Here is a 23,722-nt window from a genome sequence, read left to right on the forward strand (position 1 = left end):
GAGCATTAATGCCTACACTCATATCGAGCACTAATGCAAAGCACTAACATCGACCTAGCGTTTGTGGTGTTTGGTGAGCAGGCGATCCAGCTGGTTACCGAAGGCCTGTTTCTCACTCTGGCCTATGGCGGCCGGGCCGCCGGTCTGCACGCCGCTGGCGCGCATGGTATCCATAAAATCGCGCATGTTGAGGATAGACTTAATGTTATGCTCAGTGTACAGCTCGCCACGGGGATTGAGCGCCAGCGCCCCCTTGTCGATCACCTCCGAGGCCAGGGGAATATCGGCGGTGATCACCAGATCGCCAGGCGCCGCGCGCCGCACTATCTCATTGTCGGCCACATCGAAGCCGGACGACACCGTCACCAACTGGATAAAACGCGACGGCGGAATACGCATAGCATGGTTGGCCACTAAGGTCACTGCGATCTCGGCGCGCTCGGCGGCACGAAACAGTATCTCCTTAATCACACCCGGACAGGCATCGGCATCGACCCAAATTTTCATCTCTCTTTCCTGTTATATCGACATAGCGTTGAGCATGGAGCGCACTATAACATAGCAAGCGGCTATCGCCCTTCGCAGAATGCACAATCCAGCAATCACTAGGGCCTAGGCATTAACACTCTTTGCAGGGAATATGGTAATTTAGCCAAGATATTGATAATTAGGACATAGGGCACAGATTATGACCACATCGGCCCCCAGGGAAGCCATATTTACCCCAGACTGCCTCGACTTTCTCGCCAAGCTGGCAAGCAATAACGAGCGCGACTGGTTCAAGAGCCACCAAAGCGAGTATGAGGCCAAGGTACGCACCCCGGCGCTCAACTTTATCAGTGTCATGGCGCCCCATATCGCCAAGCTCTCGCCGCGCCTCACCGCCGTGCCCAAGAAGGTCGGCGGCAGCCTGATGCGCCCCCAACGCGATGCCCGCTTTAGCAAGGACAAGACCCCATATAAGATCAACGTCGGCATTCAGTTTCGCCATTTCCAGGGCAAAGATGTGCACGCTCCTGGACTGTATTTGCATATCGCCAACGATGGCTGCTTCCTCGGCGCTGGCATCTGGCACCCAGACAGCAAGGCGCTAAGCCAGATCCGCAGCTGCATCGACGATAACCCCAACGCCTACAAACAGGCGCTCAAGCAGCTGAGCGACGCTGGATTTAACATGGAGGGCGACAGCCTGCAGCGCCCGCCCAAGGGCTTTGACAAGCATCACCCCATGATTGATGAGCTCAAGCGCAAAGACTTTATCGCCATCAAACCACTCGACACCCGGCAGCTGTTTGCCGAGGATTTCGATACCTGGTGCGCCAAGCAGTTTAGCCAGGTCAACAAACTCATGGGCTACCTCTGTTTCGCCCTGGACCTAGATTATTAAAAAGGATTTTTGATGTTTAATCGTAGACAAAACAAGCCGCTAAACTCACGTCTGAGCCAGCGCCTGAACATGTTCAATCGCCTCAAATTTATCGCACCGCTTGTGGTGGTACTGCCCCTTGCGGGCGGCCTAACGGGCTGCACCAACCCCAACACCCCGGCGGGGGAAGAGGGCTATGTGTTTGAGAAGCCACGTATCTTCGGCGCAGGCGGTTATCGCGGCACCCTCATAGGCCCCAGCAACTATGGGGTCTCCCTGTGGCGCAACGAAGTGATCAACATCGACATGCGTCCCAACACCTACACGGAAAACTTTAAGATCCTCGCCAAGGACGACCTCAACATCAGCTTCAACTTTCATGCGGTGATTGCCATCAAGTCGGGCACAGTGAAAGAGGTGGTGGAAAAATATGGCGCCGAGAACTGGTATGTACGTTTCGTGCGCGAGACCTTCCGCACCTATGTACGGGACGAGGTGCAGCGCTACGACAGCGTGGCGCTCAAGGAGAACCGCTCGGAGATCGCCCAGGCGGTGTCGGTCAAGCTCAAGGACTACCTCAAGACATCGCCCTTTCAGCTCAACAATGTGATCGTGGGTAATATCAACTATCCCGACATAGTCGCCATCGCGGTCGAGAAGAAGCTCGCCGCCCAGCAGCTGCTGTCGGAAAAAGAGACCCAGAAGGAGATAGCACAGAAGGATGCGGAGATCCGTATCGAAGAGGCCAAGGGGATCGCCCAGGCGCAGAAGATCATCAACGAGACCCTAACGCCCAACTATCTACAGCACGAGGCGATTAACGCCCAACTGAAGATGGCGGACTCGCCGAATCACACTACCGTCTACATTCCGGTGGGCACCAACGGCATCCCTCTGATCAAGGGCGCCAAATAGCAGTAACGGAACCCAAAAAGCCTGTCGTCATTTAGGCGACAGGCACTAGAAGCGTTAGAGATAAAGAATTATTGAACCTAGATTCGCGTGCCTTAAACAAACTAGTTAGCGAGCAACTTAAGCTAACCACTCACAGCTAGCGATTTAAGATAACCCATAAGCACCTCACGGGCCTGAGCGATACGCGCCTGCTGCCTCGCCTTGCCCAGCACACGTATTCCCTGCATCTGCATCACCAGAAAGCTTGCCAGCTGCGCACATTGGACACCTGCCGACAACTCACCGCGTTGCTGCGCCCCTTCCAGCAACCGCTCGAAGGTCTGATGCAGCTCGTCAAACAGGCGAGTACAGATCCCCTGCACCACCTCATCGCTTAGGTATTTTTCCAGCACGGCATTTTGCAAGAAACAGCCGAAGGGCTGGTTAGACTGCCTGACGATAAACTCCTCCAGATAAGTCACCAACTCATCTAAGCCCGCCGTCTCGACAAACAGGGGCGTGAGATTGGGCATGGCATGGTTATCGAAGTAGTAGGCCAGCGCCTCACGATACAGGCTCAGCTTGTCACCGAAGCTGTTATACAGACTAAAGCGGTTAATCTTAAGGTGATCCACCAGATCCGCTACCGAAGTATCGGCATAGCCCTTCTGCCAAAACAGCTCCATGGCTGCTATCAGCTTGTCTTGTCTATCGAAATTACAACTTCTCGCCATAGATGATTTTGCTCTGAATTAGTCACATGTGTTCGCAACAAGTTTCTTGACCGAACGTTCAGTTATGAATTAGATTCTATTCTAAACGAGCGTTCAGTTAAAGAAAAAACCTTCAACTGAGGCCACCACAACAACTACCACAAGAGTCAGAGAGGGATAGATGAAACTCTACGAATTAGCCATGACCCCCAGCGCCCGACGCGTCAATATCTTCCTTAAGGAACTCGGCCTAAACGAACAAGAGACAGGCCTCGAGCGTGAGAGTCTCAACCTGCGCGCCGGTGACAATCTGAGTGATGAGTTTAAGGCCATCAGCGTCAACGGCCGCATCCCGGTACTCGAGCTCGACGACGGTCAGACCCTGTGTGAATCTGTGGCTATCTGCCGCTACTTCGACGAGATCATTGCTCCAGCACACTCGCTGTTTGGCGACACGCCGCTAGAGAAGGCTCAGGTTGAGATGTGGCAGAGGATCTGCGAGCTGCAGGGCCTATTCGTCGCCTTCCAAGCCTTTAGAAACATCACTAAGGTGTATGAAGACAGAGAGCGCTGCGTCGAGGCCTGGGGAGAAGAATCCCGCCAGCGCGTGATAGAGTTTCTGCCAACGCTAGAGCAGCAGCTCGGCCAGCAGCCCTTTGTCGCCGGACAGAAGTTTTCCATCGCCGACATCACCGCCTACGTGATGATGAGCTTCATCAAACACCTGGAGATCACCCCAAGCGACGACCAGCCCCACCTCACCGCCTGGCTCAACAAGATGGAACAACGCCCCGCCATCATAGACCTTAACGGCTAACACAACGTCAGGCCTAAAAGGCTAAAACAAACAAGGCGAGCCCAAGCCAAAGCTCGCCGTTCAAGCCACTAAAAAATAGGTGAACGTTGTAATTGCTAGATCAACATCTTGGTAAGGACAAAAAGAAATATTCTATAGAGTTTACTTACCAACTGGCTATATGTATTTGTTAGTCGATTTTTTCCCAAGTAACGCTATTACCAAAAGGGGGATAAATTGAAGTTGCATCTTTAACGACATATTTCGCGACCACATCTCCCTCAGTATTAACTTCATCATACCAATAGGTATCAGTATCTTTTCCTTTTCGCTGTTCCCACTTTGTAGCGGTTTGGACTAGTTCATGCTCGTCTGGAATTCCAATTTTTTGTTTATATTCATCTTTCATAATATTCTCCTTTAAATACATATAAAACCCACTTTGGCGGCTAATTTGGAGCACAATAAAAAACCCGCTAGACAACATTTGTTTGTTATATGCAGCCTTAACCACACCTAATCTTTAAAGTCACCAATTTAGTTACGAGCCAGTAACTAAGCTGGTTTGAAGCCTGTCGATAAGAGGGGCTATTTCAGCATAGCTATCTTCAAATTCATCCTTGTCCAGTAGTTTGAGCTTAGTTACAGGGGAAATAATATGCCCGTCATATTCAACCCCGTGTAAATCGACAGTACCTAAGATTAACTGGTAGTCATCAGGTGTATTCTCAAAAATAAACTTGATGATCTTATGCCTGTTTGTAGCATCCTGATCTTGCTGGTTTGGCGAGTCAATAACCAAAGGAAACAACGGTAAGGATGTAAACTCTTTAGAGGTAAATAGAACAGAATAGTAATAGGCCAACAGGGCTCGTGGCGTATCACTACCTTGGGATCTAACTGATAATGGAATATCGCTGAACCCATCTGAATTAAGGGTGTGAACATTAAGCTTTATTAAAAATAGGTCAATAAGCGTATTAAACCTGCTGACAATAGAGTCTTTACGTTCCCTGTTGTTCAAATTTGAGCGGGCAGACTCAAGTTCTGTTTTCTGTTCCTCAACCCCACCAATTTGCGTGCTATAGTTGCTCTGGCTTCGATTAAAGATTTCTTTAACCTGCTTGGAACTTTCATTTTGAATGAGGTCTTTAAGGCGAACTTTGCCTTTTTTCTTATTAAGAATGGCTGTAATTTCGCGAACCTTAGCAACTTGCAGGTTGAGTTGACTCTCTAGTTTCGTCACTTCTTTTGTGATTTTCTTTTTATCTTCTAAATAGTCAGAGAGAAGACTACGACAGGTGTCAATGTCCTTCAAAAGTCCGAACCTGGATACCATTGAGTTTTCATAAGATGCATTACAAGTTGGGCAAGTGATTTCACAATCAAGCTCATTTAATGAATGTTCATAGTCTTTATTGATCTCCCGAATTGACTTGCTGACTAAGGTAATCTCATTATCGATAAATGCTTCTTTACTCTTTTGTTTAATAAGATTTTTTCGGTATTCGTTTTCCTTGTTCTTTAGCACTTCCAGTTTAACAAGCAGCCTGTCTATATCTCTTTTAAAAGCTTTGATATCAATGTCAAAAGTGGCTTTTGGGATGTGTTTTTCTACAGTCTTTCTAGCGGAACTGAGAACCCCTGATTCATTTTTAAGTGTTTTTAATTTGGCTGAAAGCTGGTCTATTTGCTCGGATAACAGGAAGTATTCGTTCGAACGTATACCTGTGACGAAATTGATTAAATCTCGTTTGAAACCACTAAATACGCCGAGGCCTTCAAATGAGTCCCATGGTTTTGTCCAGCTCTTATCCTGATCAATGTAAAATGGCAGAAACTGAATAGCAGGTGAAGCAGGTATTCTTTGATTTGTTTGTGATTGTTTGAGCTGTAACTTGTTGTTGAACAGTTTGGCGAAATAAGGTGAAAGACCTTTGATAATGCTGTCAAAAGATTGAAGGAGATTGCCGTATTCATCAAATAGTCCAAAATGATCTCTGGAGCGTAAGATCATGTAATCTTTATTGCTATACGAAAATGTTAGTAGGCTAATAGCGTCAGCTTTCTCCCAGATATTGTCAAACTGAACATCAGCGCCGAGTGAGTGATAGATTGACTTGATAATTGAAGATTTACCGACGTCATTCTCGCCCGTTATCAGGTTTCTTTGTGGATGGAACGTCACTGTTTTTGCGGACTTCTCCGGTATCGACAGGATTGTCAATTTCTTTATTAGCAGCTGATTTAGTTCCATTTTTTCGTAAATACCTTACAAGTTTCTTAAAGTTATAATTGTTCACAGTATTGCCACAGAATAATCGAATCTATGTAGTGGGAGTCAAAAATACTCTCTACTTTTGACAGCTTTTTAGATATGTCTTTTCTAATGCTTGAAACCACGTATTTTAATGTTGGAGAGTCTCCAAGTGAGGTTCCGTTCATTGCTCTAGAAATGTCACTTTCGAGAGTCTTTAGCGCAGTGTTGTCGTAGTCCAGTCTATCGGTGCTGTACTTTTGCCAGCTCCGCTGAAGCTTTATCAACTCCTGAAAACCAAAGCCTTCCGTTTGTAGCTGGGGTTTGACGAAGTCCCAGTTATCACCGCTATTATGAGAACGGTTAACCCGCTGCACAAAGTCCTCAATTTCAGATTTTGTAATGCATTTGTTTCGAATTAAATCATCGAAAGATTTTATTTGTTCTGATGGGTAATTGTTTTTGACTTTAATCTGGTCAGATATGGACTGATACCAAGGTGATACAGGGATGTTGTGATCACTTCCAAATAACTCTTCAAAGAAGTTATGCAGAATGCCTCGAATGTGCTTTTCATGGTCATCAACACTTAGAGAACTTTGTTCTAGTTTGAGAGAGCTTAAATCAACAGCACCAATTCCAAGCTGTGTTTGGACTGCATTAGTTATCTTATCTTGATCGTTCTTTTCTAGCCGATCTGCTGTTGTTGTAGGTGTAGGTTCAATGAATGAGAAATATGCATTAGTGACAAAACGCAGTTGACTGCTGTGACTGGAGAAGTTTTTCTTATTTTCGTATAATTTACCGATTATTGAGAGCTTGTCTGGATTCCCTTTCTTGCCTTTTTCCGACTTGGTGAGATCATGAACAGTCCATTTTTTGCCGGTTGTTTTGGTTTTCACCTGTACAAATTGCAGGTTAGATGGATTATCTTCAGAGTCAAGTATCAGTATGTCATCGTGGAACTCAAAGGCGAAAACGTAATCTTTTCCTTCTAAATGATATTCGATCAGTTCTGCTAGAGCCCAATTTCTTTGATATGCAAATCTTGCAGGGGAACGAGAGCCTGCATTCTCAGTTTGAGGCACTTTAATTAGGTCATACTGAATTGTACTGTTCATTTTTAAGAAGGCCTAATTCCTGAATAAATGGGGTCAGAGTTAGCCTTATAAGGGATATGATTAGCGCATGTGGTTGGCTTTTTCATTCCCTGAATGGCGTAATCGATGTTTGATTCGAGTTGGCCTAGCTCTGTCCTTGATTGGTGATACTTTAATCTATCTTGTAGAGACTACACAACATGCCAAGTCACATTTAGTCAAAGATTTTTTCACAAAAAAAATAGTGAGTTGAATCTATTCGAACCCGATCACCTCCAATCGAAGAAGCGTTGAAATACTTGTGTAAACACGGTTTTGGCCTTCGAAATCATGGATGATTTCGCAGAGCATCCATGGATGGACTTGCTGCGAGCCAAAAACGTGTTTGCACAGCCCCCGCCGGGCAGGCGATAGATTGCCATGAAGGTACGACCTTCAAATCCCTCACAAATACAAATGTGGCCAAATGCTGCCTCCTAATCAAAAACAATCGACGATGAATCGAAGAGACGTTAGATACTCAGTGTAAGCACACTTTTGGCTCTCGGCGGCATGGCCAAATATGTTCCCTACATCTTTTGGCATTCCCTACATCCATGTAGGTCAGCACCGCCGTGAAGCCTCCAGGGATGACTCTCTTTGACAAAAAGTCGGCGTGCCAAAAGAGTGCTTGCACTCCCCTCGCCGGGCAGGCGATAAGTTACAGTGAAGGTACGACCTTCAACGCCCCTTCAAACAACAATCCCGGTAATCACAACAACAGAAACAAAAGGGCGAGAGTCCCCTTATGACTCCCCTTCCAGCCACTCCGAAATCACCTCATTCGCCGCCCTAAACGCCTCAACCCCGGCCGGCATGCCGCAATACACGGTGGCATGCAATAACACCTCCTGAATCTCCTCGACGGTGCAGCCGTTACGCAGCGCGCCGCGCACATGGCCCTTGAGTTCCGTGGAGGCCTTGAGTGCGGCTAGGGTCGCTATGGTGATCAAGCTGCGGGTACGCCTGTCGAGTCCCTCTCTGGCCCACACCTCGCCCCAGGCATTGCGGGTCACCAGCTCCTGGAGTGGCTGGGTAAAGTCACTGGCCGATGACAACGCCCTGTCGACAAACTCATCGCCCATCACCTCGCGCCTGACGCCTAACCCTTTTTCATACTTGGCCTTATCCATGGGAACTCCTTTAACATCATGATTCAATTGAGACTTTGACAAAACATCCTCTAAAGGTGCTTGGAAACTGGACAAAGATCAACCAAAACCTGCCCCTCTGCGGCTAAAGCATTAAGGCACCAGCGAATTACTATAGCGCTTAGAAAATAGCGCTTAGAACATGGCGCTTAGAACATGGCGCTTGGAACAAGTAGCGCACGCAGTGATCAAGGGATAGCGGCTTAGCAGACAAGGGACAGAGTGATAGATATGAGATTCTAGCCAGCAGGCATTGGGGAGTAGCGACTGAGTATTAGACGTGAAACGCTAGGTGTAAAACCTGAAGCCTTAGGTGTGAGTTATTAGCCCTTAGCGATAAACGCCAGCAGCTGCGGGATAAAGGCCTCGCCCTCCTCAAGGCCGCGGCGATAGACGGCCTCGACCTTGCTGACATCCCGCTCCAGGCGCGACAAGCCTAGTGGCGTGGCGGGTTGCAGCACCAGGGCGCTGCCCTCGGATTCTGCCTTCGCCAGCTCATCCAGCGCCCGATTATAGGTGTTGTGGCGCTCGATAAGGGCATTGGCCACCTTGGGATAGCGACGATAGAGGCGCCTGGCCAGCCATTTGGCCTTAAAGGCGGATTTGCGATAATCACTCTCCTGGGTGAGGATCACCACCTGGCGCTTAAAGCCATCTGCACGGGCCTGAGCCAGGGGAATGGGCGCACCTATGCCACCATCGAGATAGGGCGTGCCACCAAGCCAGGTCGGTTTAGAGATGAAGGGCAGACTACTGGAGGCGATGAGCACCTCTAAGAAGGTGTCGTGATCGGCAAAATCCGCCATGCCGAAGAAGTCGGTCTCGCCGGTCAGGCAGTTAAACGCCCCCACCTTAAACTCGGCCTCGCTGTGACTAAAGGCCTCGAAATCATAGGGCACCAGCTCATGGGCCATGCGCCGATAGGTAAAGTCGGTGTTGACATAGTTGCCGGTGCGCAGCAGATGTTTGAGCCCCATGTAGCGCTTGTCGGCGAGGAAGTTTTGCTGAATGGTGAGGTTACGCCCCAGCTGACGCGAGAGGTAGGAGGCGGGATAGATGGCGCCGGCGGAGACGCCCACCAGATACTGAAAATGGATCCCCGCCTGTAGCAGGGCATCGAGCACACCTGCGGTAAAGATGGCCCGCAGGCCGCCACCTTCCAGCACTAAGGCGCAGTTATCGACCCTAAGCTCCGCCGCCTCATATCGGGCGGCTGCAAAGTCAGGCAATACTGCGCCCGTCACGGCTATTCTTCCGCCTGGATCTGTCCCACCAGGAGTACAGGGGCCGCATCCAGCTCCTGAGCATCCATCATGGAGGCGATACGCTCGACGGCAGAGAGTAACTGGCTCTGTTCCCAGTCTTCAAGGTTTTGATAACGCTTGATAAAGTGATCCTGTAGCGGCTTAGGCGCGGCCTTGAGAATATCTATGCCGGCCTCGCTAAGGGACAGGTGCCACTTGCGCTTGTCTGACTCGCTACGGGTTCTCACCACCAGATCACGCGCCTCGAGGCGGTCGATAATGGTGGCAACCGTGGCAGGGCTGAGGGCCACTTCCTGAGCGATCTCCTTGGCCAGCGGACGGTCGTAGGCGGCAATGGTCTGCATCACCATTAACTGAGGGCCCGTTAGGCCAGACTGCTTATTCAGCTGGCGAGAATGTATGTCGATGGCGCGGATCACACGGCGCAGCGAAATCAGTAGTTGTTCGTACTTTTCCATAATCTCCTCTCGTTTCAGCCGCACCATACCAGAAATGTTATCTAGACTCATGCTTCAAATAGAAAAAAAGCAGAACAAACTTATCGCTTGCTCTGCTTTTTCACTAATGACTTCTGTCTATAACCTAAGGCTATATCACATCGCCATTGTCGGTATCACGCTTAAAAAGCAAAGGTACGTGACACAGATAGCACAGCGCGGGTATCGCTGTTGTCAGTATCCATGCTTGTGTCTTCAGCGGCAAGGTTAAAGTCGAACCCGTTCCAGCTGGTCATGTACTCGACGCGATAATGGTTATAGGCATCGTCGCCGTTCCACGACCATTTGTCTTCATCTTGCGAGGTCGAGCGATCGAAGCTGATGCGAATGTCATGGCCTTCGGCCAGGGTAAAGGTATGCGCCGCCATCATGATGTAGTGGCCCGCATCGACGCCAAAGTAGTCCCAGGAATACCAGAAGTTCAACTCACTCTGGCCCACAGACGACGCGTAACCAAACTTGGCGTAGGCTTCCGGGTACTGATAGTCATCTGAAAAGGAGTCGCCATGATAGGTGTAATAAGCGATACCCGCGTCCAATGACACGCGCTCGGTAAGGGCCATATACTTGCCCGCGTAAAAGTCCCACTCCAGCCAGGTATCATCGCCCGCACCGAAATCGACATTTGACGCCCAGGTTCCCACATACCAACCAGAATCGACACCATAATCTAAACTTGCCTGTAGCGCCGGGCCGTTGTCTGTCTGGCTCACACCGTTAAAGGTGTAATCTGAAGTCAGATTGACGGTCGAACTCAGGCCTGCCATCGCACTAGCGGGTAACAGGAGTAGACCACAAAGCGCCAATTGCTTGATAGATTGTTTCATTATCTTCCCTTTTTTTTATGACTTTAATTTTCACACTTAGCATTTGAGATTAGTTTGCCAATTCGATTTTGTTGAAATCGATCTGGTTTTCTTTTGGCGAGCGTTCAATCGCCGCCACCTTCTGGTACTTGGTCGCCACTATGTAACCGAAACAGGCCAAGATCAGGGCAATCGCCAGCGCGCCAACCCATTGGATCTGTAAGAAGTCGAGGCTAAACAGCAGGGTGAGCGCCGACATCAGCACAATATTGCCCACCACATACTTGGTCTTGCCGAAACGCTGCACCGTGAGGTTAAGGTTGTCGGTATAAAGACGGGTCAAGGAATCTAACGAGTTCACCACGAAGGTGATGCCTACGGTGACCATGGCGATGTTATAGAAGCCCGCGGTGGCGATCTCGTTGACGCTGTAGTAATAGAGCACGCTAAACCAGATGGCGATGGGGATAGAGGGGAAAACCATCATGGCGATCAACACCTGATAGGTCTTCATGCCACCGACGAAACGCGAGGTAAACTGGCCTATCATGATGCTCCAGGCAAACCACCAGAAGAGGTAAAATTCATGATAGTCGTTTAACGGCAGGACGAAGTGATGCAGGTTGCCGAAGTAGTCACCCAGCAAGGCAAAGGTGGTCACAAACTCGCCCACGCCCGACTCGGGGCTGAGGAAGGCTCCGGCCCACATCAGGGCGATCAAGCCGATAAACAGCCAGGTGCTGGCCAGGCTCAGGGTGCGTACATAGCGAATGCTGGTGCTGGAATAGACTGCGGCGGCGATCACCACGAAGACAATCAGATAGAAGGTGCCGACCACAGATTCACCGTCGCCGATCTCCGGCAGATACCAGGGCAAGTTGGTCAATAGCAGATAGGCGGTAAAGGCACAGGTGCCGATGATCACCAGGTTATTGATAAACTTCACCAGCGGGATCTCGAAAAACTTCACCCTAGGTTCAATCACACAGAAGTAGAAACAGGTCAGGAAGTAGAACGCCCAAATCAAGAAGGCCCAGAAACCAAACTCGATGGCCAGCGGGTTACTAAAGCCATACTCTGGGCTGGTGCTCAGATCGGCATAGCCCGCAAACTCGGTCAGGGGAAACATGATCAGTCCCACATCCAGACCCGAGGTAAACAGAATGGCGATAAAGGTAAAAGTACGCACCGGCGTCACGCCGATACACTTCACATTGCCCCAGCGATACAGCACGAAGGCTATCGCCGCGAACGTAAATAAGATCCCTGTGGTTAACCAAGCGGTCATCATTGTTCCCTCACATTAAAATTCAAATTAAACATGGTGTTAACTCGTTTTTATTTAGTTTGTCTTGTGTCAGCCACCCTGTTTTAAGGCTGCAAGAAGCCCTCAAGCCTTAAATATCGCTTTAACGATATTTAAACCCTGATAAACGGTTTTTGACGGATTAGGCCATTTAGCCGATTTGCCCCGAGAGACGCTGTCGGCTTAGGCTGGCCTTAGGCCCGGTTGAATCTATCCAGACACTTTAGTCAGCGGCTTTGCTCAGATAGCCGCCCTCTTCGGCGCCTGCTGGCGCTGCGCCTCTTGCCAGTCGGGTGCAATCACGACCTCGGCATCACTGGGTGACAGCACGCCTTTCCCCAAGATAAGGTCGGCGGCGCGCTCGGCCACCATGATGGTCGGCGCGTTAAGGTTGCCGTTAGGGATCGTCGGGAAGATGGAGGAGTCCACCACCCTTAGCCCGTCGATGCCACGCACCTTGGTCTCGCTATCGACCACTGCCATCTCATCTTCGCCCATCTTGCAGGAACACGAGGGGTGATAGGCGCTCTCTACCGCACTGCGGACAAACTTGTCGATGGCCTCGTCACTCTGTACGCCGATCCCCGGCTGGATCTCTTCGCCGCGATACTCATCTAATGCGGGTTGATTGATGATCTCCCGGGTCAGGCGCACACAGGCTCTAAAGCCCTCGATATCCTCGGGGTGCGACAGGTAATTAAACTGTATCTTTGGCGCCACCTTAGGGTCGACACTCGCCAGGGTCACAGCGCCGCGACTCTTAGGCTTGTTGTGACCGATATGCACCTGAAAACCGTGTCCGGCGAAGGCTTCCCTACCGTCGTAGCGCATGGCCGCCGGCAGGAAGTGATACTGCAGATCCGGCCATTCCAGTCCCGCCTTGGAGCGAATAAAGCCGCAGGACTCGAAATGGTTGGTCGCCCCCAGGCCAGACTTGTTCAGTATCCAACGGGTACCGATAAACAGCTTATTTAACGGGTCGAGCTTACCGTTGAGGGAGATAGGCTTAAGGCACTTAAACTGGAAATAAAACTCCAGATGATCCTGCAGGTTCTGGCCGACGCCCGGTAGCTCGTGAGCCAGCTCTACACCCGCCGAGGCGAGCACATCGGCCGCCCCAATGCCCGACAGCTGCAACAGATGCGGCGAGCCGATAGAACCTGCCGATAACACCACCTCTTTGGCCGCCAGCACCTCTTGCACCTTGCCCTTACGCTCGAAACGCACACCTGTGGCGCGCTTCCCTTCGAGCAATACCTTATGCACCAGGGCATGGGTGATCACCGTCAGGTTGCTGCGCTTCATCGCCGGTCTCAGGTAGGCGTTGGCCGTCGACCAACGCACCCCGTTTTTGACCGTCATGTGCATGGGGCCAAAGCCCTCTTGCTGGGCGCCGTTGTAATCTTGGGTCGACAAATAGCCCGCATCGACACCCGCATCGACAAATGCCTGATACAGCGGGTTCTTCATCTGGTTGCCATTGTTAACCCCAAGCGGGCCGGTGTCGCCGCGATAGGCATCGCCGCCGAAGGCCCAAGTTTCCGCCTTCTTAAAATAGGGCAGACAATGGGCATAATCCCAACCTTTGGCCCCCGCCTGTTGCCACTCATCGAAGTCGCGCGCATGGCCTCTAACGTAAACCATGCCATTGATCGACGAGGAGCCGCCGAGCACCTTGCCGCGCGGACAGTGCATGCGGCGGTTATCCAGGTAAGGTTCCGCCTCGGTCTCAAACTGCCAGGCATACTTCTTGGTATTCATCGGGATAGACAGTGCGGTTGGCATCTGGATGAAGATGCTCTTGTCGCTGCCGCCGGTTTCCAGCAGCAGCACTCTATTTTCAGGGTCTTGCGACAGGCGATTGGCCAGCACACAGCCCGCGCTACCTGCGCCGACTATGATGTAATCGTATTCTTGTGTCGTATTGGTCATGGGCGCTCCTTAAAATGGGCTTTCAAGGGGCGCCATGCCAACATACACGGCCTTGATCTGGGTGTAGGCCTTTAATGTCTCTGTGCCGTTTTCGCGGCCAATGCCCGACATCTTGTAGCCACCGACCGGCATTTCTGACGGCGAGGCGCCATAGGCATTTATCCAGCAGATCCCTGCCTGCAATTGATGAATCACCCTGTGTGCGCGGGTAATGTCTTGGGTAAACACCCCGGCGGCGAGGCCGAGACGGGTATCGTTGGCACGCGCAATCACCTCTTGCTCATCTTCGAAGGTGAGCACTGACATCACAGGGCCAAAGATCTCTTCTCTCACTATGGTCATCTCGTCTTGGCAATCGGTGAAGATGGTGGGGGCGACAAAGTAGCCATTAGGCGCACTCTGTGGGCTTAAGGCCGTGCCACCGGTTAGCAGGGTCGCCCCTTCCGATTGACCGAGGGCAATATAGTCGAGCACCTTGCGTTGATGGTCTTTGGAGATCAGTGCGCCGAAGTTGGTCGCCTCATCCATAGGATCGCCACAGACAATATTGTTTTGAGTACGCTCGAGTAACTTCTCGATAAAGCGCGGGTAGATATCCTTGTGCACGAAGACGCGGGTACCATTGGTACAAATCTCACCCTGAGTGTAGAAGTTGGCCAGCATGGCGGCCGACACGGCATTGTCGAGATCGGCATCGTCAAAGATGATCAGCGGCGACTTGCCGCCCAGCTCCATGGTCACCTCTTTCAGGGTGCTGGCCGCCGCGGCCATCACCTTAGTGCCTGTGCCTACCTCACCGGTAAAGGAGACCTTAGCGATCTCCTCATGGTGGGTTAGCCAGGCACCGACTCGTCCATCGCCCTGGATCACGTTAAACACACCATTGGGTACGCCCGCCTCGGTGAAGATCTCCGCCAGCTTCATGGCGCCGCGCGGCGTCTCCTCGGAAGGCTTAAATAACATCACGTTGCCACAGGCTAGCGCCGGCGCCGATTTCCAGCAGGCGATTTGCAGCGGATAGTTCCAGGCACCGATACCGGCACAGATCCCCAGAGGTTCACGGCGGGTGTAATAGAAATCGTCTCCCACACTCTGCTGGTTACCCTCTATGCTAGGCGCCAGCCCGGCAAAGAATTCGATGGCATCCGCCCCAGTCACCACGTCGACCACAGAGGCTTCCTGCCAAGGCTTACCCGTGTCTTGTACTTCGATCGCCGCTAGGGCATCGTTGTGTTCGCGCAGCAAGGCGACCGCCTTGAGCAGAATACGACTGCGCTCCATGGGTGTCATCGATGACCAGAGGGCAAATCCCTCCTTGGCGCTGTCGATGGCAGCCTGTTTGATCTTGTCGTCGGCCACTTCGACGCGGTAGTCCACCTCGCCCGTCGCGGGATTGACCACATCGAAGATTTCACCGCTTGCGTTACTCAGGTAACGACCGTGAACGTAATTTTGGTATACAACTAGTGACATTCATTTTCTCCGTACTGCATCACTCGAGTCTCAATGAAGGACTTACATAACTGTTGAGCTTGCTCAAAATCTTTCTCTGGTGAGGCGCTAAGCGCACTGCGTAGCCAAAAACCATCGATCATCGCCGCCGTCTGTTTAGCCGCATCACAGGCGGCCGCAGCGCCGAGTAAGGGACGAAAAGAATATTTAAGATTGGCATAGAGGCGTTGATGGTTGATGCATTGCAGTCTGGCGAGTCCTGGGTCGTGCATCGCCTGTGACCAGAAGCTCAGCCAGGTCTTGGTGGCGGCGCTCGATCGTTGCAGCTCGGTAAAGTTGGCCTCAACGATCATAAACAGGCGTTCCATGGGGGTCAGTGTCTTACCTAAGGTCCTTGCCAGCAGCGCCTGCTTCAGCTCATCCAATAGATACTTCAGCGTGGCCTCGATCAGCCCCTGCTTCCCCCCGAAATAGTGGCTGATAATGCCCGATGACATACCCGCCAGGCCGCTGATGGTGTTAATAGTGGTGTGGTGTAAACCGTGTCGCTCGACAGAGACTAAGGTGGCATCGATGAGTTGCTGTTGCCTTACCGATTTCATCTGAGGACGTGCCATAAAACCCACTTCTCCCTGTCTAAAAATTAGTTAATTGAACGTTCAATTAATAACAATGGTAATAGTTAGAGGTGTAACTATCAACCCAATTACTAATTTTGCACGGCTAATCACAGTTTTTTTAAAGAAAAGATGAGAGGGAAGACCATCTCGTAACTAATTGTTGACGCTCAATATTTTTAAAGGTGACTTGCGCAAAATTGTTAACAAAATATTTTTTGAAATTATTCGTTAACAGAAAATGGTTACAACCCCAACATTTGGCCGATGTTGGAACGCGGACAAATAGTTGCAGCAATAACTTTTATCTAAAACACCAAGACCTCAAGCTCTGGGACAAGGACAAAGTAGGAAAGTGCGGAAGTGATGAAGTGAGAAAGTAATGAAGTGAAGAAAATGATGAAGTAAGAAAGTGAGCCTGGACACCTAATGCCAAATAGATGGCAATCTCACTTGCGACTCACTTCATCTCCCTTTTATCTTGCACTGTGATTGGTGCGCCGTGATTGGCACTCCGTAACTAATACAATGCAATTAGCCCAGTGTAATCAGCGCTATCTCATTAGCGCACTGTAACTAGCGCCGTATAATTAGCACGGCTTGACCAGTTCGGCATGGCTGGCACAAGGCGACTAGGCCAGGCTGGGTTTGAACGCCTTACACAGGCGGTTCCAACTATTGATGGCGTTGATCCCTAGGGTCAGGTCGACCAGGGCCTTGTCACCAAAATAGCGCCGTGCCCGTTCAACTGCCTCAGAGGGGATCTGCGGCAAGAAAAACTGCCCGGCCCAATTGAGCGCCTCACGCTCCGCCTCGGTGTAATAAGGCAGGCCGCGCCAGGCACTGAGGCCGGCAATCTTGTCCAGGCTTACCCCTAGCTCCAGTGCCGCCTTGGTGTGCATATTGATACAAAAGGCGCACTGATTCACCTGGGATATGTGTAGCTTTACCAGCTCGAGTTCCGCCAACCCCAACTTATCTTGCTGACTAAACACTTGCTTTAGATAGTTTTCCTGGCTGTATAAGATTCCCAGGGCCTCTGGCGCCAGCGTCATGTAATCGATATTTGTACTCATTTGGGTTCCTCCGATAGTCGAGTAGCATCAGGATACCCAGCACCCGGTTCGTGCTATTGTACATTTTCGACATCTGGCGAACTTAATACCAATCGTAATAAATAATTGATCATTCTAGCTTGTTAAAACGCTCGATAACTGTATTAGCATTTTTAACTGTAGAATAACTACTTATCTAAAAATCCTGCTTTGTTCTCAAGCGTTTTTCCTGCGCTATTTCTGATCACATGTTTACTGTGATTGGTATAACCTGCAGGTGTGAATGAGGCGAGAGTGGCGACTAGAATCAAGGTTTCATGGGGTGTTTCGCGTGCCTCGGCGGTAGCAAATATGCCGACATCTGGTACACTTGCGCCCTCAGAAACAGATCTCAGCTTAGGCGTACACTCATGGGCGACTCCACAACTTCGGCAACCACCTCTAGCAAGGCTCCTCTGGCGGTCGCCAGCATCAGCAGCGAGCAGCTTCATCAGGCGTTAAACGCCCAGAGCGGCGCCGAGAAACGCGCCCTGAGCTACAGCCTGACCATTCACCAGCTATTTTGCCAGACGCTGCAAAGCAAGCTACCGGGCGATCGCATCTTAGCCGACTATTTCCGCGCCCATAAGAAGCATGGCTCCAAAGACAGACGGGTGATCCGCGAGAGTCTCTTTGGCCTGTTTCGCTGGCATGGCTGGCTAAGGTTAATCCCCCAGAAAAACGCCAGCCAACAGGCGATTACCCAGCAGTGGTTCGCTCAGTTAGCCTTGACGGCCGCCCTGGAGTCTCATCCCTGGCAGGATATCGTCTCGGCCTGGCGCGGGTTTGCCTGTTTAGGTGAGCCAGCAATAATTGCTCATGCAGATTCTGGTTCTGGCTCAGACTCTGATGCTCTTAAGATCAAGCAGGCCATGCTAGAGGCCGCCTTCCCCGGCCAGGGCTTCCCCCTGACGGCGCTGGCCCCCGACTGGTTCTGGGCCCATTTCGACCAAGACAGCGACAAGCAGAAACGCCTAGTGGAGAGCCTAAGCACTCGCCCACCTATCTGGGGACGACTGCAAGGCATTTCTCTGGCCAAGGCGCAGGCCAAGCTGGCAAAGCAAGAGCTCCACACCAGCGGCAGCGACTATTTCGCTGATGCCATCAACCTGGGGCACAAGAGCATCAACCTCAACGCCGTCACCCTTTACGGCGAAGGCAAGCTGGAGATCCAGGATCTCGGCTCTCAGGTGATAGGCAATATCTGCGCGCCCAAGGCCGATGAATCTTGGTGGGATGCCTGTAGCGGCGCCGGCGGTAAGAGTCTGCAGCTGCGCTCGCTGATGTTACAGCAAGATAGCAAGGCCAGCGGCAGCGTGGTCGCCTCTGACATTCGCCGTAAACCGCTCGAAGAACTCACTAAGCGCGCCAAGCGCGCCGGTTTTAGCCAGATCAGCACCCAGCCTTGGCAGTCGGATGCCCTGCCGGTTGCCGCCGGTCATTTCGACGGCGTGCTGGTCGATGCCCCCTGCAGCTGCACCGGCACCTGGCGACGCAACCCGGATATGCGCTGGCTCGATGATGCCAGTGCCATCACAGACAAGGCGAGCCTGCAGCTGGATATTTTAAGCCGCGCCTGTGAGGCGGTAAGACCCGGTGGCGTCCTGGTCTATGCCACCTGCTCAATTAGTCCGGTCGAAAACCAAGAGGTCGTCGAGGCCTTCCTGGCTAAGCGTCCCGACTTTAGCCAGCAGACACTGACTCACCCCTTCACCCATGAGGCGACACAGATGCTGACGGTACTGCCCTACCAGGCAGATAGCGACGGCATGTTTGTAGCCAAGATGGTTCGTCAGGCCTAGAATCATTCGTCAGGTCTAGAGTTGTTCGTCAGGTCTAGAGTTGTTCGTCAGGCTTAGCATGGTCATCAGGGCTAAGCCCCTCCCCCACAGATCCCAATTGGCGCCGCGATAGGGCGGCGCTCTTGTCACCTGTTTGTCTCATCCCTGTCACCCAGGCGTCATATTAGCTTCTTACCATGCGGTTTCGGCTAGGCCTAGATAGCACAAGATAGGTCAGTAAAGATCAGTTACGAGAGACAGGTGAGATCATGTCACACTATGATGAATTTGAGATGGCATCACAGCAGGCGCCCACATGGGAGTTCGATGCCCAGGATAAGCTACGCAGTAAGCGCGGTAAACAGCGACGTCGTCATCAGGCCAACCAGCCAAAGCGATATGAGCATGACGACGAGTTTGACGAGGATATCTGGCGTTAGCCAAGCTTGGGTGAACGCCTGACTGCGCTCACCCAAGTCTCCAACAAGCTTATGGGCTACTAAAAGTTGGCGCTGGCGCCGATATAGAAACCACTGTCGAAGGTGTTATCGCGGCTATCGTCATACTGCAGTCGTATATTGCGGTAACCAGCAAACAGCCCAAGATTTGGATTGACCTGAAACTGGATCTTGCCATCTAACTCATACTGGCCATCGACGCTGCCGAAACTCAGCACAGATGGTGCATAGTAGGCCGAGGTCTTGAGTGCGATGTTTGAGCCCAGATCCAGCGAATAGCGTCCGCCGATCGCCACCACACTACCGTTACTGCTGTTTTTAGCCCAATAGTGGGAAAACTTAGGCCCAACCTCAAAGTGATGTCCCCCGGCATCATGGGTCATGTGCGCCGCGGCAGAGACCATATGCCCCTCATCGTTGGAATAGAGATACCCCATCACCAAATTAGCCGACGGGTTAAGCTCCATCTGCAGATCCGTTGAGATCACATCGTCGTTGATGCCAAGGTTCAAGTTGCTGGCCTGAGCCGTCAGGCTCAGGCTGGCTAACAGCAGTAGCGCGAGTTTAGTTTTCATCGTCACCCCTTAAAATGCGGTTTTTAGTCGGGCAAGAGGGTATCAGACTGTATTTTCGCCCACCATTAAATATGCTTCATCAAGCTGTTTTCAAAGGATTTATTAACAAACTCATTGCATAAAACAACCGTGATCACCACAAGTTCAATGAGTAGGATACAACGGTCACCAGCGCCTCTATTACGCAATCCATTTTCCTGTCAGGTCACTGTGCTCTGCCTCCAACCTCCAACCTCTAACCGCCAGCCGTAACTTCTAGCAACTAGCCTCTAACCTTTAGGTTTTAGCCTCTTAGAGGTCATCAATCGACTTAAACTGACAATTTAAATTGCGCGCAATATATTTTATTGCTAGGCTAATAACATCATCAGGAGGAAGCCTATTATGTCGATATACGATTTTTCGCTCACCCGCATCGATGGCAGCACGCAGTCGATGGCGGATTTCAAAGGTAAGGTACTGCTTATCGTCAACACCGCCAGCAAGTGTGGCTTCACCCCACAGTACCAGGCGCTGCAAGCCCTGTATGATAAGTTTGGCCCGGAGCGATTCGCCGTACTCGGCTTCCCCTGTAACCAATTTGGCAAACAGGAACAGGGAGACGAGAGCGAGATAAGCCAGTTCTGCGAACTTAACTTCGGGGTCAATTTCCCACTCTTTGCCAAGATAGAGGTGAACGGCGACAAGACGCCCCCCCTGTATCGTTACCTTAAACGTGAAGCCAAGGGGCTACTGGGCAGCGAGTCGATCAAATGGAACTTCACCAAGTTCCTCGTAGACGCTAACGGACGGGTACTAGAGCGCTTCGCGCCCACCACGACGCCGGAATCTTTAACAGAAAAAATTGCTGCTTTAGTGAACTAATCCAAACAGATAGGAGAATGTTGGAAATATCTTCAAACATTTTTGGTTATTTTTTGAACTTTTCACCGTTTAAAAACTCCAAATACTGAACGCGAAGATTTGCTTTTTCATGTTCATCATTCTCCCTGGGACTTCTAGCGCAGTCCCCCTAGATCTAGATGGATCGACAGGCAACCTCCTAGGTTGCCTTTTTTTATAAATTCAACTTAGATCAATAGATTATGCTCTAATAAAGAGCGCCAGACCGCCTATCGCCTCAATGAGTTTGATAACGCTTTACAGGGCAAGATCCCCCAACTGCATCTATACTAAAAGGTTAAATTTGCCCCTTTGGCGACGGTTGGCAAAAAAATTTGAATTTTTTACAAGCTTTATTGAACTTATCTGCTAAGGGGGACTCTGAATAAGTGAACGGATTAGCGGGTTGGGTAATTTAGCTAACGAATGATTCGGTAAGCGTACCTGGCTCAAGTTACATTGTTCATCATCATCTCCCTTTGGTGACCCTTTAGGTCCCAAGAGCATTAACCTCGCTAGCGCAATGGGGTTTATGACTCGACACTTATTTGATTCATGGCAACCTTTGGTTGCCATTTTTTTTGCCTGTTTAAATGCTTTCGGGTCCGCAAAGTCGGCGAACCACAGAAAATCTGCTTTTTTCGATTATTTTTTGCAGTGCAGGGAACTAACCCGAAGATGGGGACTCTGAAGAGATGTAACAGATTTTTCATCATTGTTTGTTCATCATCTCCCTTCGAGACCCAATTGGTCTCTGGAGCTTAGAAATTTCGCTAGCGCACAGATTTCTCTCTCCAAATAGATAGTTCTGGCAACCCCTTGGGTTGCCATTTTTTTATCCTAAGCCAGCAGTTGCTTGTCTAACTGTACCGACAAAGAGGGGTGATACCCTGCCCTCGCCTTGCTATAGATACTACGCAGCTCCTCAACATAGCCAGCTGCCAGTAACTCGTTGTACAGGGGACGCACAAACTTACCTCGCCCTATCTTCATCAGATAAGCCTCGACAAAGGGCAACACGGGATCGTAATGATTACGTATGGCCACGCGATACCAGTCACAGGCGATCTCGGCATTGGTGCTACGGCTAAGATCGAAGCAGCTGTCTAAGTCGATCAATGCCTCTTGCTCCAGCACCTCGGGCAGGCTGTTCAGGAAGTATTGCCAGTGATGCACGCGCCAATCGGCAGTATTGTCCCGGTTGATGGGCTCACCGGCGAGCCAGGCAGCGCGCAGGGTATCGACCTTCTTTAGGCTGTCAGAACTCGGCGCCACGAACCAGGCCGGCATCCCCTCACCGTAGACCCACTCTAGTAGCTCGGCCTCGGTTAACTTATCGCCATGCTGAACGAGCAGGGTCTGCTTGGCGTATTCGACGAAAGTTTCCGTGGTGATCGCCTGGAAGGCAAAGTGATTCACATACTCGAACAGGAAGCTGTCGAAGGCTTCACGCCCCAGACGACGCTCCAGCTCATGAACAAACATGGAGGCCTTGTCATAGGTGAAACGGTTAAAGGCATCGTTGGGGTCGCCCGCCTGCACATTGGCCGGCAGGGTCTGCGCCGCGAGCGGCATGCTGACCAGCTCCTCCTTGAGGCGACCATATTCCAGCACCACCTCCAGCTCGGCCAGCTCCTTGCCGTACACGGCCTCGACGATGCGGTTGGTGAAATAGGTGGTAAAGCCCTCGTTTAGCCAGAGATCCCGCCAGGTGGCGTTGCTCACCAGGTTGCCCGTCCAGGAGTGCGCCAGCTCGTGGGCGACTGTGGAGACCAGGCTCTTATCACCGGCAATCAGAGTGGGTGTCATAAAGGCGAGTCTGGGGTTTTCCATGCCGCCAAAGGGAAAACTCGGCGGTAAGATCAGCATGTCGTAGCGATCCCAGGCGTAAGGGCCCAGCAGAGACTCGGCGATCTCAACCATCTTCTCGGTATCTTCAAACTCCTTCACCGCGGCGCCGAGCACCTCAGGTTCGGCATATACGCCGGTGCGCGGGCCGATGGCGCCAAAGTGTAGATCGCCCACGGCAATTGCCAGCAGGTGAGTAGGAATCGGCTTTTCCATCTCGAAGCTAAATTCACCGGTTAGTGGCGCGTCACCATGGTTCATGGCGCTCATCACGGCGCGCATCCCTTGCGGCACGGTAATTTTAGCATCGAAGGTAATTCTAGCCTTGGGGCTATCTTGCAGCGGGATCCAGCTGCGGGCGTTGATGGGCTGAGACTGACTGAACAGAAACGGCAGCTGTTTACCACTGGTCTGCTCCGGCGACAGCCACTGCAGCCCCTGAGCCGAGGGCGAGGTATGATACTTGACGGTGAGCTGCTTGCTCGGCGCCGTCAGCTCGATGGCCAGGCGCTGACCGCGCACCGCATCTTGCTCATCCAGTCGATAGACCAAGGCATTGCCGGCATCATCCTGCACGTCACTAATGCTAAGGTCACGGGTATCTAAGTAGAGGATACGGCATGCCGGCTCAAGGTAGTCTAAGTTGAGTCGGGCGCTACCGATAAGCTGCCGCGCCGCAAAATCGACCTCTAGGGCCAGGCTTAAATGCGTGACCCGAATTGCATCGACATTGGCAAACGAATGATGGTCTTGTTGATTATCCCACTGCTCTGTCACAAGGAATCCTTTTTTATAATGTAGGGCTAGCGCCATTTTAGTCCCGCAGGCCTGGAATGTCATGGCCGCCAGGCATGTCATGACCACAGAATAAGGCGAGTCGTCTAATTGTCGAC

The 23,722-nt window shown here is 51.2% G+C and carries 22 protein-coding genes; 6 read left to right on the forward strand and 16 right to left on the reverse strand.

What is annotated here, in order from left to right; genetic code table 11:
• Window positions 1–54: 54 nt before the first annotated feature.
• Window positions 55–507 (reverse strand): YaiI/YqxD family protein, encoded by a 453-nt coding sequence (locus L1D43_RS11380; RefSeq protein ID WP_239851679.1) that lies wholly within the window; start codon window positions 505–507, stop codon window positions 55–57.
• A 181-nt stretch (window positions 508–688) separates the two neighbouring features.
• Here L1D43_RS11380 and L1D43_RS11385 point away from each other — a divergent pair, with 181 nt between their 5' ends.
• A complete protein-coding gene (locus L1D43_RS11385; RefSeq protein ID WP_160794293.1) occupies window positions 689–1,387 on the forward strand; it encodes a DUF2461 domain-containing protein in 699 nt (232 codons plus the stop codon).
• Between the two features lie 69 nt (window positions 1,388–1,456).
• Window positions 1,457–2,281 carry an SPFH domain-containing protein gene (locus tag L1D43_RS11390; protein WP_049766584.1) on the forward strand — a complete coding sequence of 275 codons (825 nt, stop codon included), beginning with the start codon at window positions 1,457–1,459 and terminating at the stop codon, window positions 2,279–2,281.
• A gap of 122 nt (window positions 2,282–2,403) precedes the next feature.
• On the opposite strand, the gene L1D43_RS11395 is transcribed toward L1D43_RS11390, so the two are convergent.
• Window positions 2,404–2,994 carry a TetR/AcrR family transcriptional regulator gene (locus L1D43_RS11395; protein WP_239851680.1) on the reverse strand — a complete coding sequence of 197 codons (591 nt, stop codon included), beginning with the start codon at window positions 2,992–2,994 and terminating at the stop codon, window positions 2,404–2,406.
• Window positions 2,995–3,154: 160 nt separating this feature from the next.
• On the opposite strand from L1D43_RS11395, the gene L1D43_RS11400 reads away from it, so the two are divergent.
• Entirely contained in the window at window positions 3,155–3,790 is a 636-nt protein-coding gene (locus L1D43_RS11400; protein WP_239851682.1) for a glutathione S-transferase, read from the forward strand.
• Window positions 3,791–3,959: 169 nt separating this feature from the next.
• Here L1D43_RS11400 and L1D43_RS11405 read toward each other — a convergent pair whose 3' ends face one another.
• From L1D43_RS11405 to L1D43_RS11460, 12 genes are all read right to left on the reverse strand, one after another.
• Entirely contained in the window at window positions 3,960–4,178 is a 219-nt protein-coding gene (locus L1D43_RS11405) for a hypothetical protein (RefSeq protein WP_239851684.1), read from the reverse strand.
• A 132-nt stretch (window positions 4,179–4,310) separates the two neighbouring features.
• Window positions 4,311–6,026 carry a hypothetical protein gene (locus tag L1D43_RS11410; protein WP_239851686.1) on the reverse strand — a complete coding sequence of 572 codons (1,716 nt, stop codon included), beginning with the start codon at window positions 6,024–6,026 and terminating at the stop codon, window positions 4,311–4,313.
• A 32-nt stretch (window positions 6,027–6,058) separates the two neighbouring features.
• Window positions 6,059–7,147 carry a dsDNA nuclease domain-containing protein gene (locus L1D43_RS11415; protein ID WP_239851688.1) on the reverse strand — a complete coding sequence of 363 codons (1,089 nt, stop codon included), beginning with the start codon at window positions 7,145–7,147 and terminating at the stop codon, window positions 6,059–6,061.
• 764 nt (window positions 7,148–7,911) lie between these two features.
• Complete coding sequence (gene pcaC / locus L1D43_RS11420) at window positions 7,912–8,298, reverse strand: 4-carboxymuconolactone decarboxylase (RefSeq protein ID WP_239851690.1); 387 nt, start codon at window positions 8,296–8,298, stop codon at window positions 7,912–7,914.
• A 341-nt stretch (window positions 8,299–8,639) separates the two neighbouring features.
• On the reverse strand, window positions 8,640–9,560 hold the full coding sequence (locus L1D43_RS11425) for a patatin family protein (RefSeq protein WP_239851692.1): 921 nt from the start codon (window positions 9,558–9,560) through the stop codon (window positions 8,640–8,642).
• 2 nt (window positions 9,561–9,562) lie between these two features.
• Entirely contained in the window at window positions 9,563–10,039 is a 477-nt protein-coding gene (locus L1D43_RS11430; RefSeq protein WP_041509527.1) for a MarR family winged helix-turn-helix transcriptional regulator, read from the reverse strand.
• Window positions 10,040–10,200: 161 nt separating this feature from the next.
• Entirely contained in the window at window positions 10,201–10,905 is a 705-nt protein-coding gene (locus L1D43_RS11435; RefSeq protein WP_239851694.1) for a TorF family putative porin, read from the reverse strand.
• A gap of 49 nt (window positions 10,906–10,954) precedes the next feature.
• Window positions 10,955–12,172, reverse strand: a complete 1,218-nt coding sequence (locus tag L1D43_RS11440; RefSeq protein WP_239851696.1) for a BCCT family transporter — start codon at window positions 12,170–12,172, stop codon at window positions 10,955–10,957.
• Window positions 12,173–12,430: 258 nt separating this feature from the next.
• Window positions 12,431–14,122, reverse strand: coding sequence for a choline dehydrogenase (gene betA, locus L1D43_RS11445; RefSeq protein WP_239851699.1), 1,692 nt, complete (start codon window positions 14,120–14,122; stop codon window positions 12,431–12,433).
• A gap of 9 nt (window positions 14,123–14,131) precedes the next feature.
• A complete protein-coding gene (gene betB / locus L1D43_RS11450) occupies window positions 14,132–15,595 on the reverse strand; it encodes a betaine-aldehyde dehydrogenase (protein ID WP_239851701.1) in 1,464 nt (487 codons plus the stop codon).
• Window positions 15,586–16,191 (reverse strand): transcriptional regulator BetI, encoded by a 606-nt coding sequence (gene betI / locus L1D43_RS11455; RefSeq protein WP_239851703.1) that lies wholly within the window; start codon window positions 16,189–16,191, stop codon window positions 15,586–15,588. Before betI ends, betB begins: the two co-directional genes overlap by 10 nt.
• A gap of 632 nt (window positions 16,192–16,823) precedes the next feature.
• Window positions 16,824–17,267 carry a carboxymuconolactone decarboxylase family protein gene (locus L1D43_RS11460; RefSeq protein WP_239851705.1) on the reverse strand — a complete coding sequence of 148 codons (444 nt, stop codon included), beginning with the start codon at window positions 17,265–17,267 and terminating at the stop codon, window positions 16,824–16,826.
• 389 nt (window positions 17,268–17,656) lie between these two features.
• Here L1D43_RS11460 and L1D43_RS11465 point away from each other — a divergent pair, with 389 nt between their 5' ends.
• Window positions 17,657–19,087, forward strand: a complete 1,431-nt coding sequence (locus L1D43_RS11465; RefSeq protein WP_239851708.1) for an RsmB/NOP family class I SAM-dependent RNA methyltransferase — start codon at window positions 17,657–17,659, stop codon at window positions 19,085–19,087.
• Window positions 19,088–19,335: 248 nt separating this feature from the next.
• Window positions 19,336–19,506, forward strand: coding sequence for a hypothetical protein (locus L1D43_RS11470; protein ID WP_160290139.1), 171 nt, complete (start codon window positions 19,336–19,338; stop codon window positions 19,504–19,506).
• 59 nt (window positions 19,507–19,565) lie between these two features.
• Here L1D43_RS11470 and L1D43_RS11475 read toward each other — a convergent pair whose 3' ends face one another.
• The gene (locus L1D43_RS11475) at window positions 19,566–20,099 is read right to left on the reverse strand and encodes a YfaZ family outer membrane protein (RefSeq protein ID WP_239851709.1); all 534 of its coding nucleotides are present in this window, start codon (window positions 20,097–20,099) and stop codon (window positions 19,566–19,568) included.
• Between the two features lie 384 nt (window positions 20,100–20,483).
• Here L1D43_RS11475 and L1D43_RS11480 point away from each other — a divergent pair, with 384 nt between their 5' ends.
• Window positions 20,484–20,963, forward strand: a complete 480-nt coding sequence (locus L1D43_RS11480; RefSeq protein ID WP_041509189.1) for a glutathione peroxidase — start codon at window positions 20,484–20,486, stop codon at window positions 20,961–20,963.
• A gap of 858 nt (window positions 20,964–21,821) precedes the next feature.
• On the opposite strand, the gene L1D43_RS11485 is transcribed toward L1D43_RS11480, so the two are convergent.
• Window positions 21,822–23,642, reverse strand: coding sequence for a M1 family metallopeptidase (locus L1D43_RS11485; protein ID WP_239851711.1), 1,821 nt, complete (start codon window positions 23,640–23,642; stop codon window positions 21,822–21,824).
• Between the last annotated feature and the right edge of the window lie 80 nt (window positions 23,643–23,722).

It is taken from the genome of Shewanella sp. Isolate8, from assembly GCF_022398495.1.
Lineage (GTDB): Bacteria > Pseudomonadota > Gammaproteobacteria > Enterobacterales > Shewanellaceae > Shewanella > Shewanella aquimarina.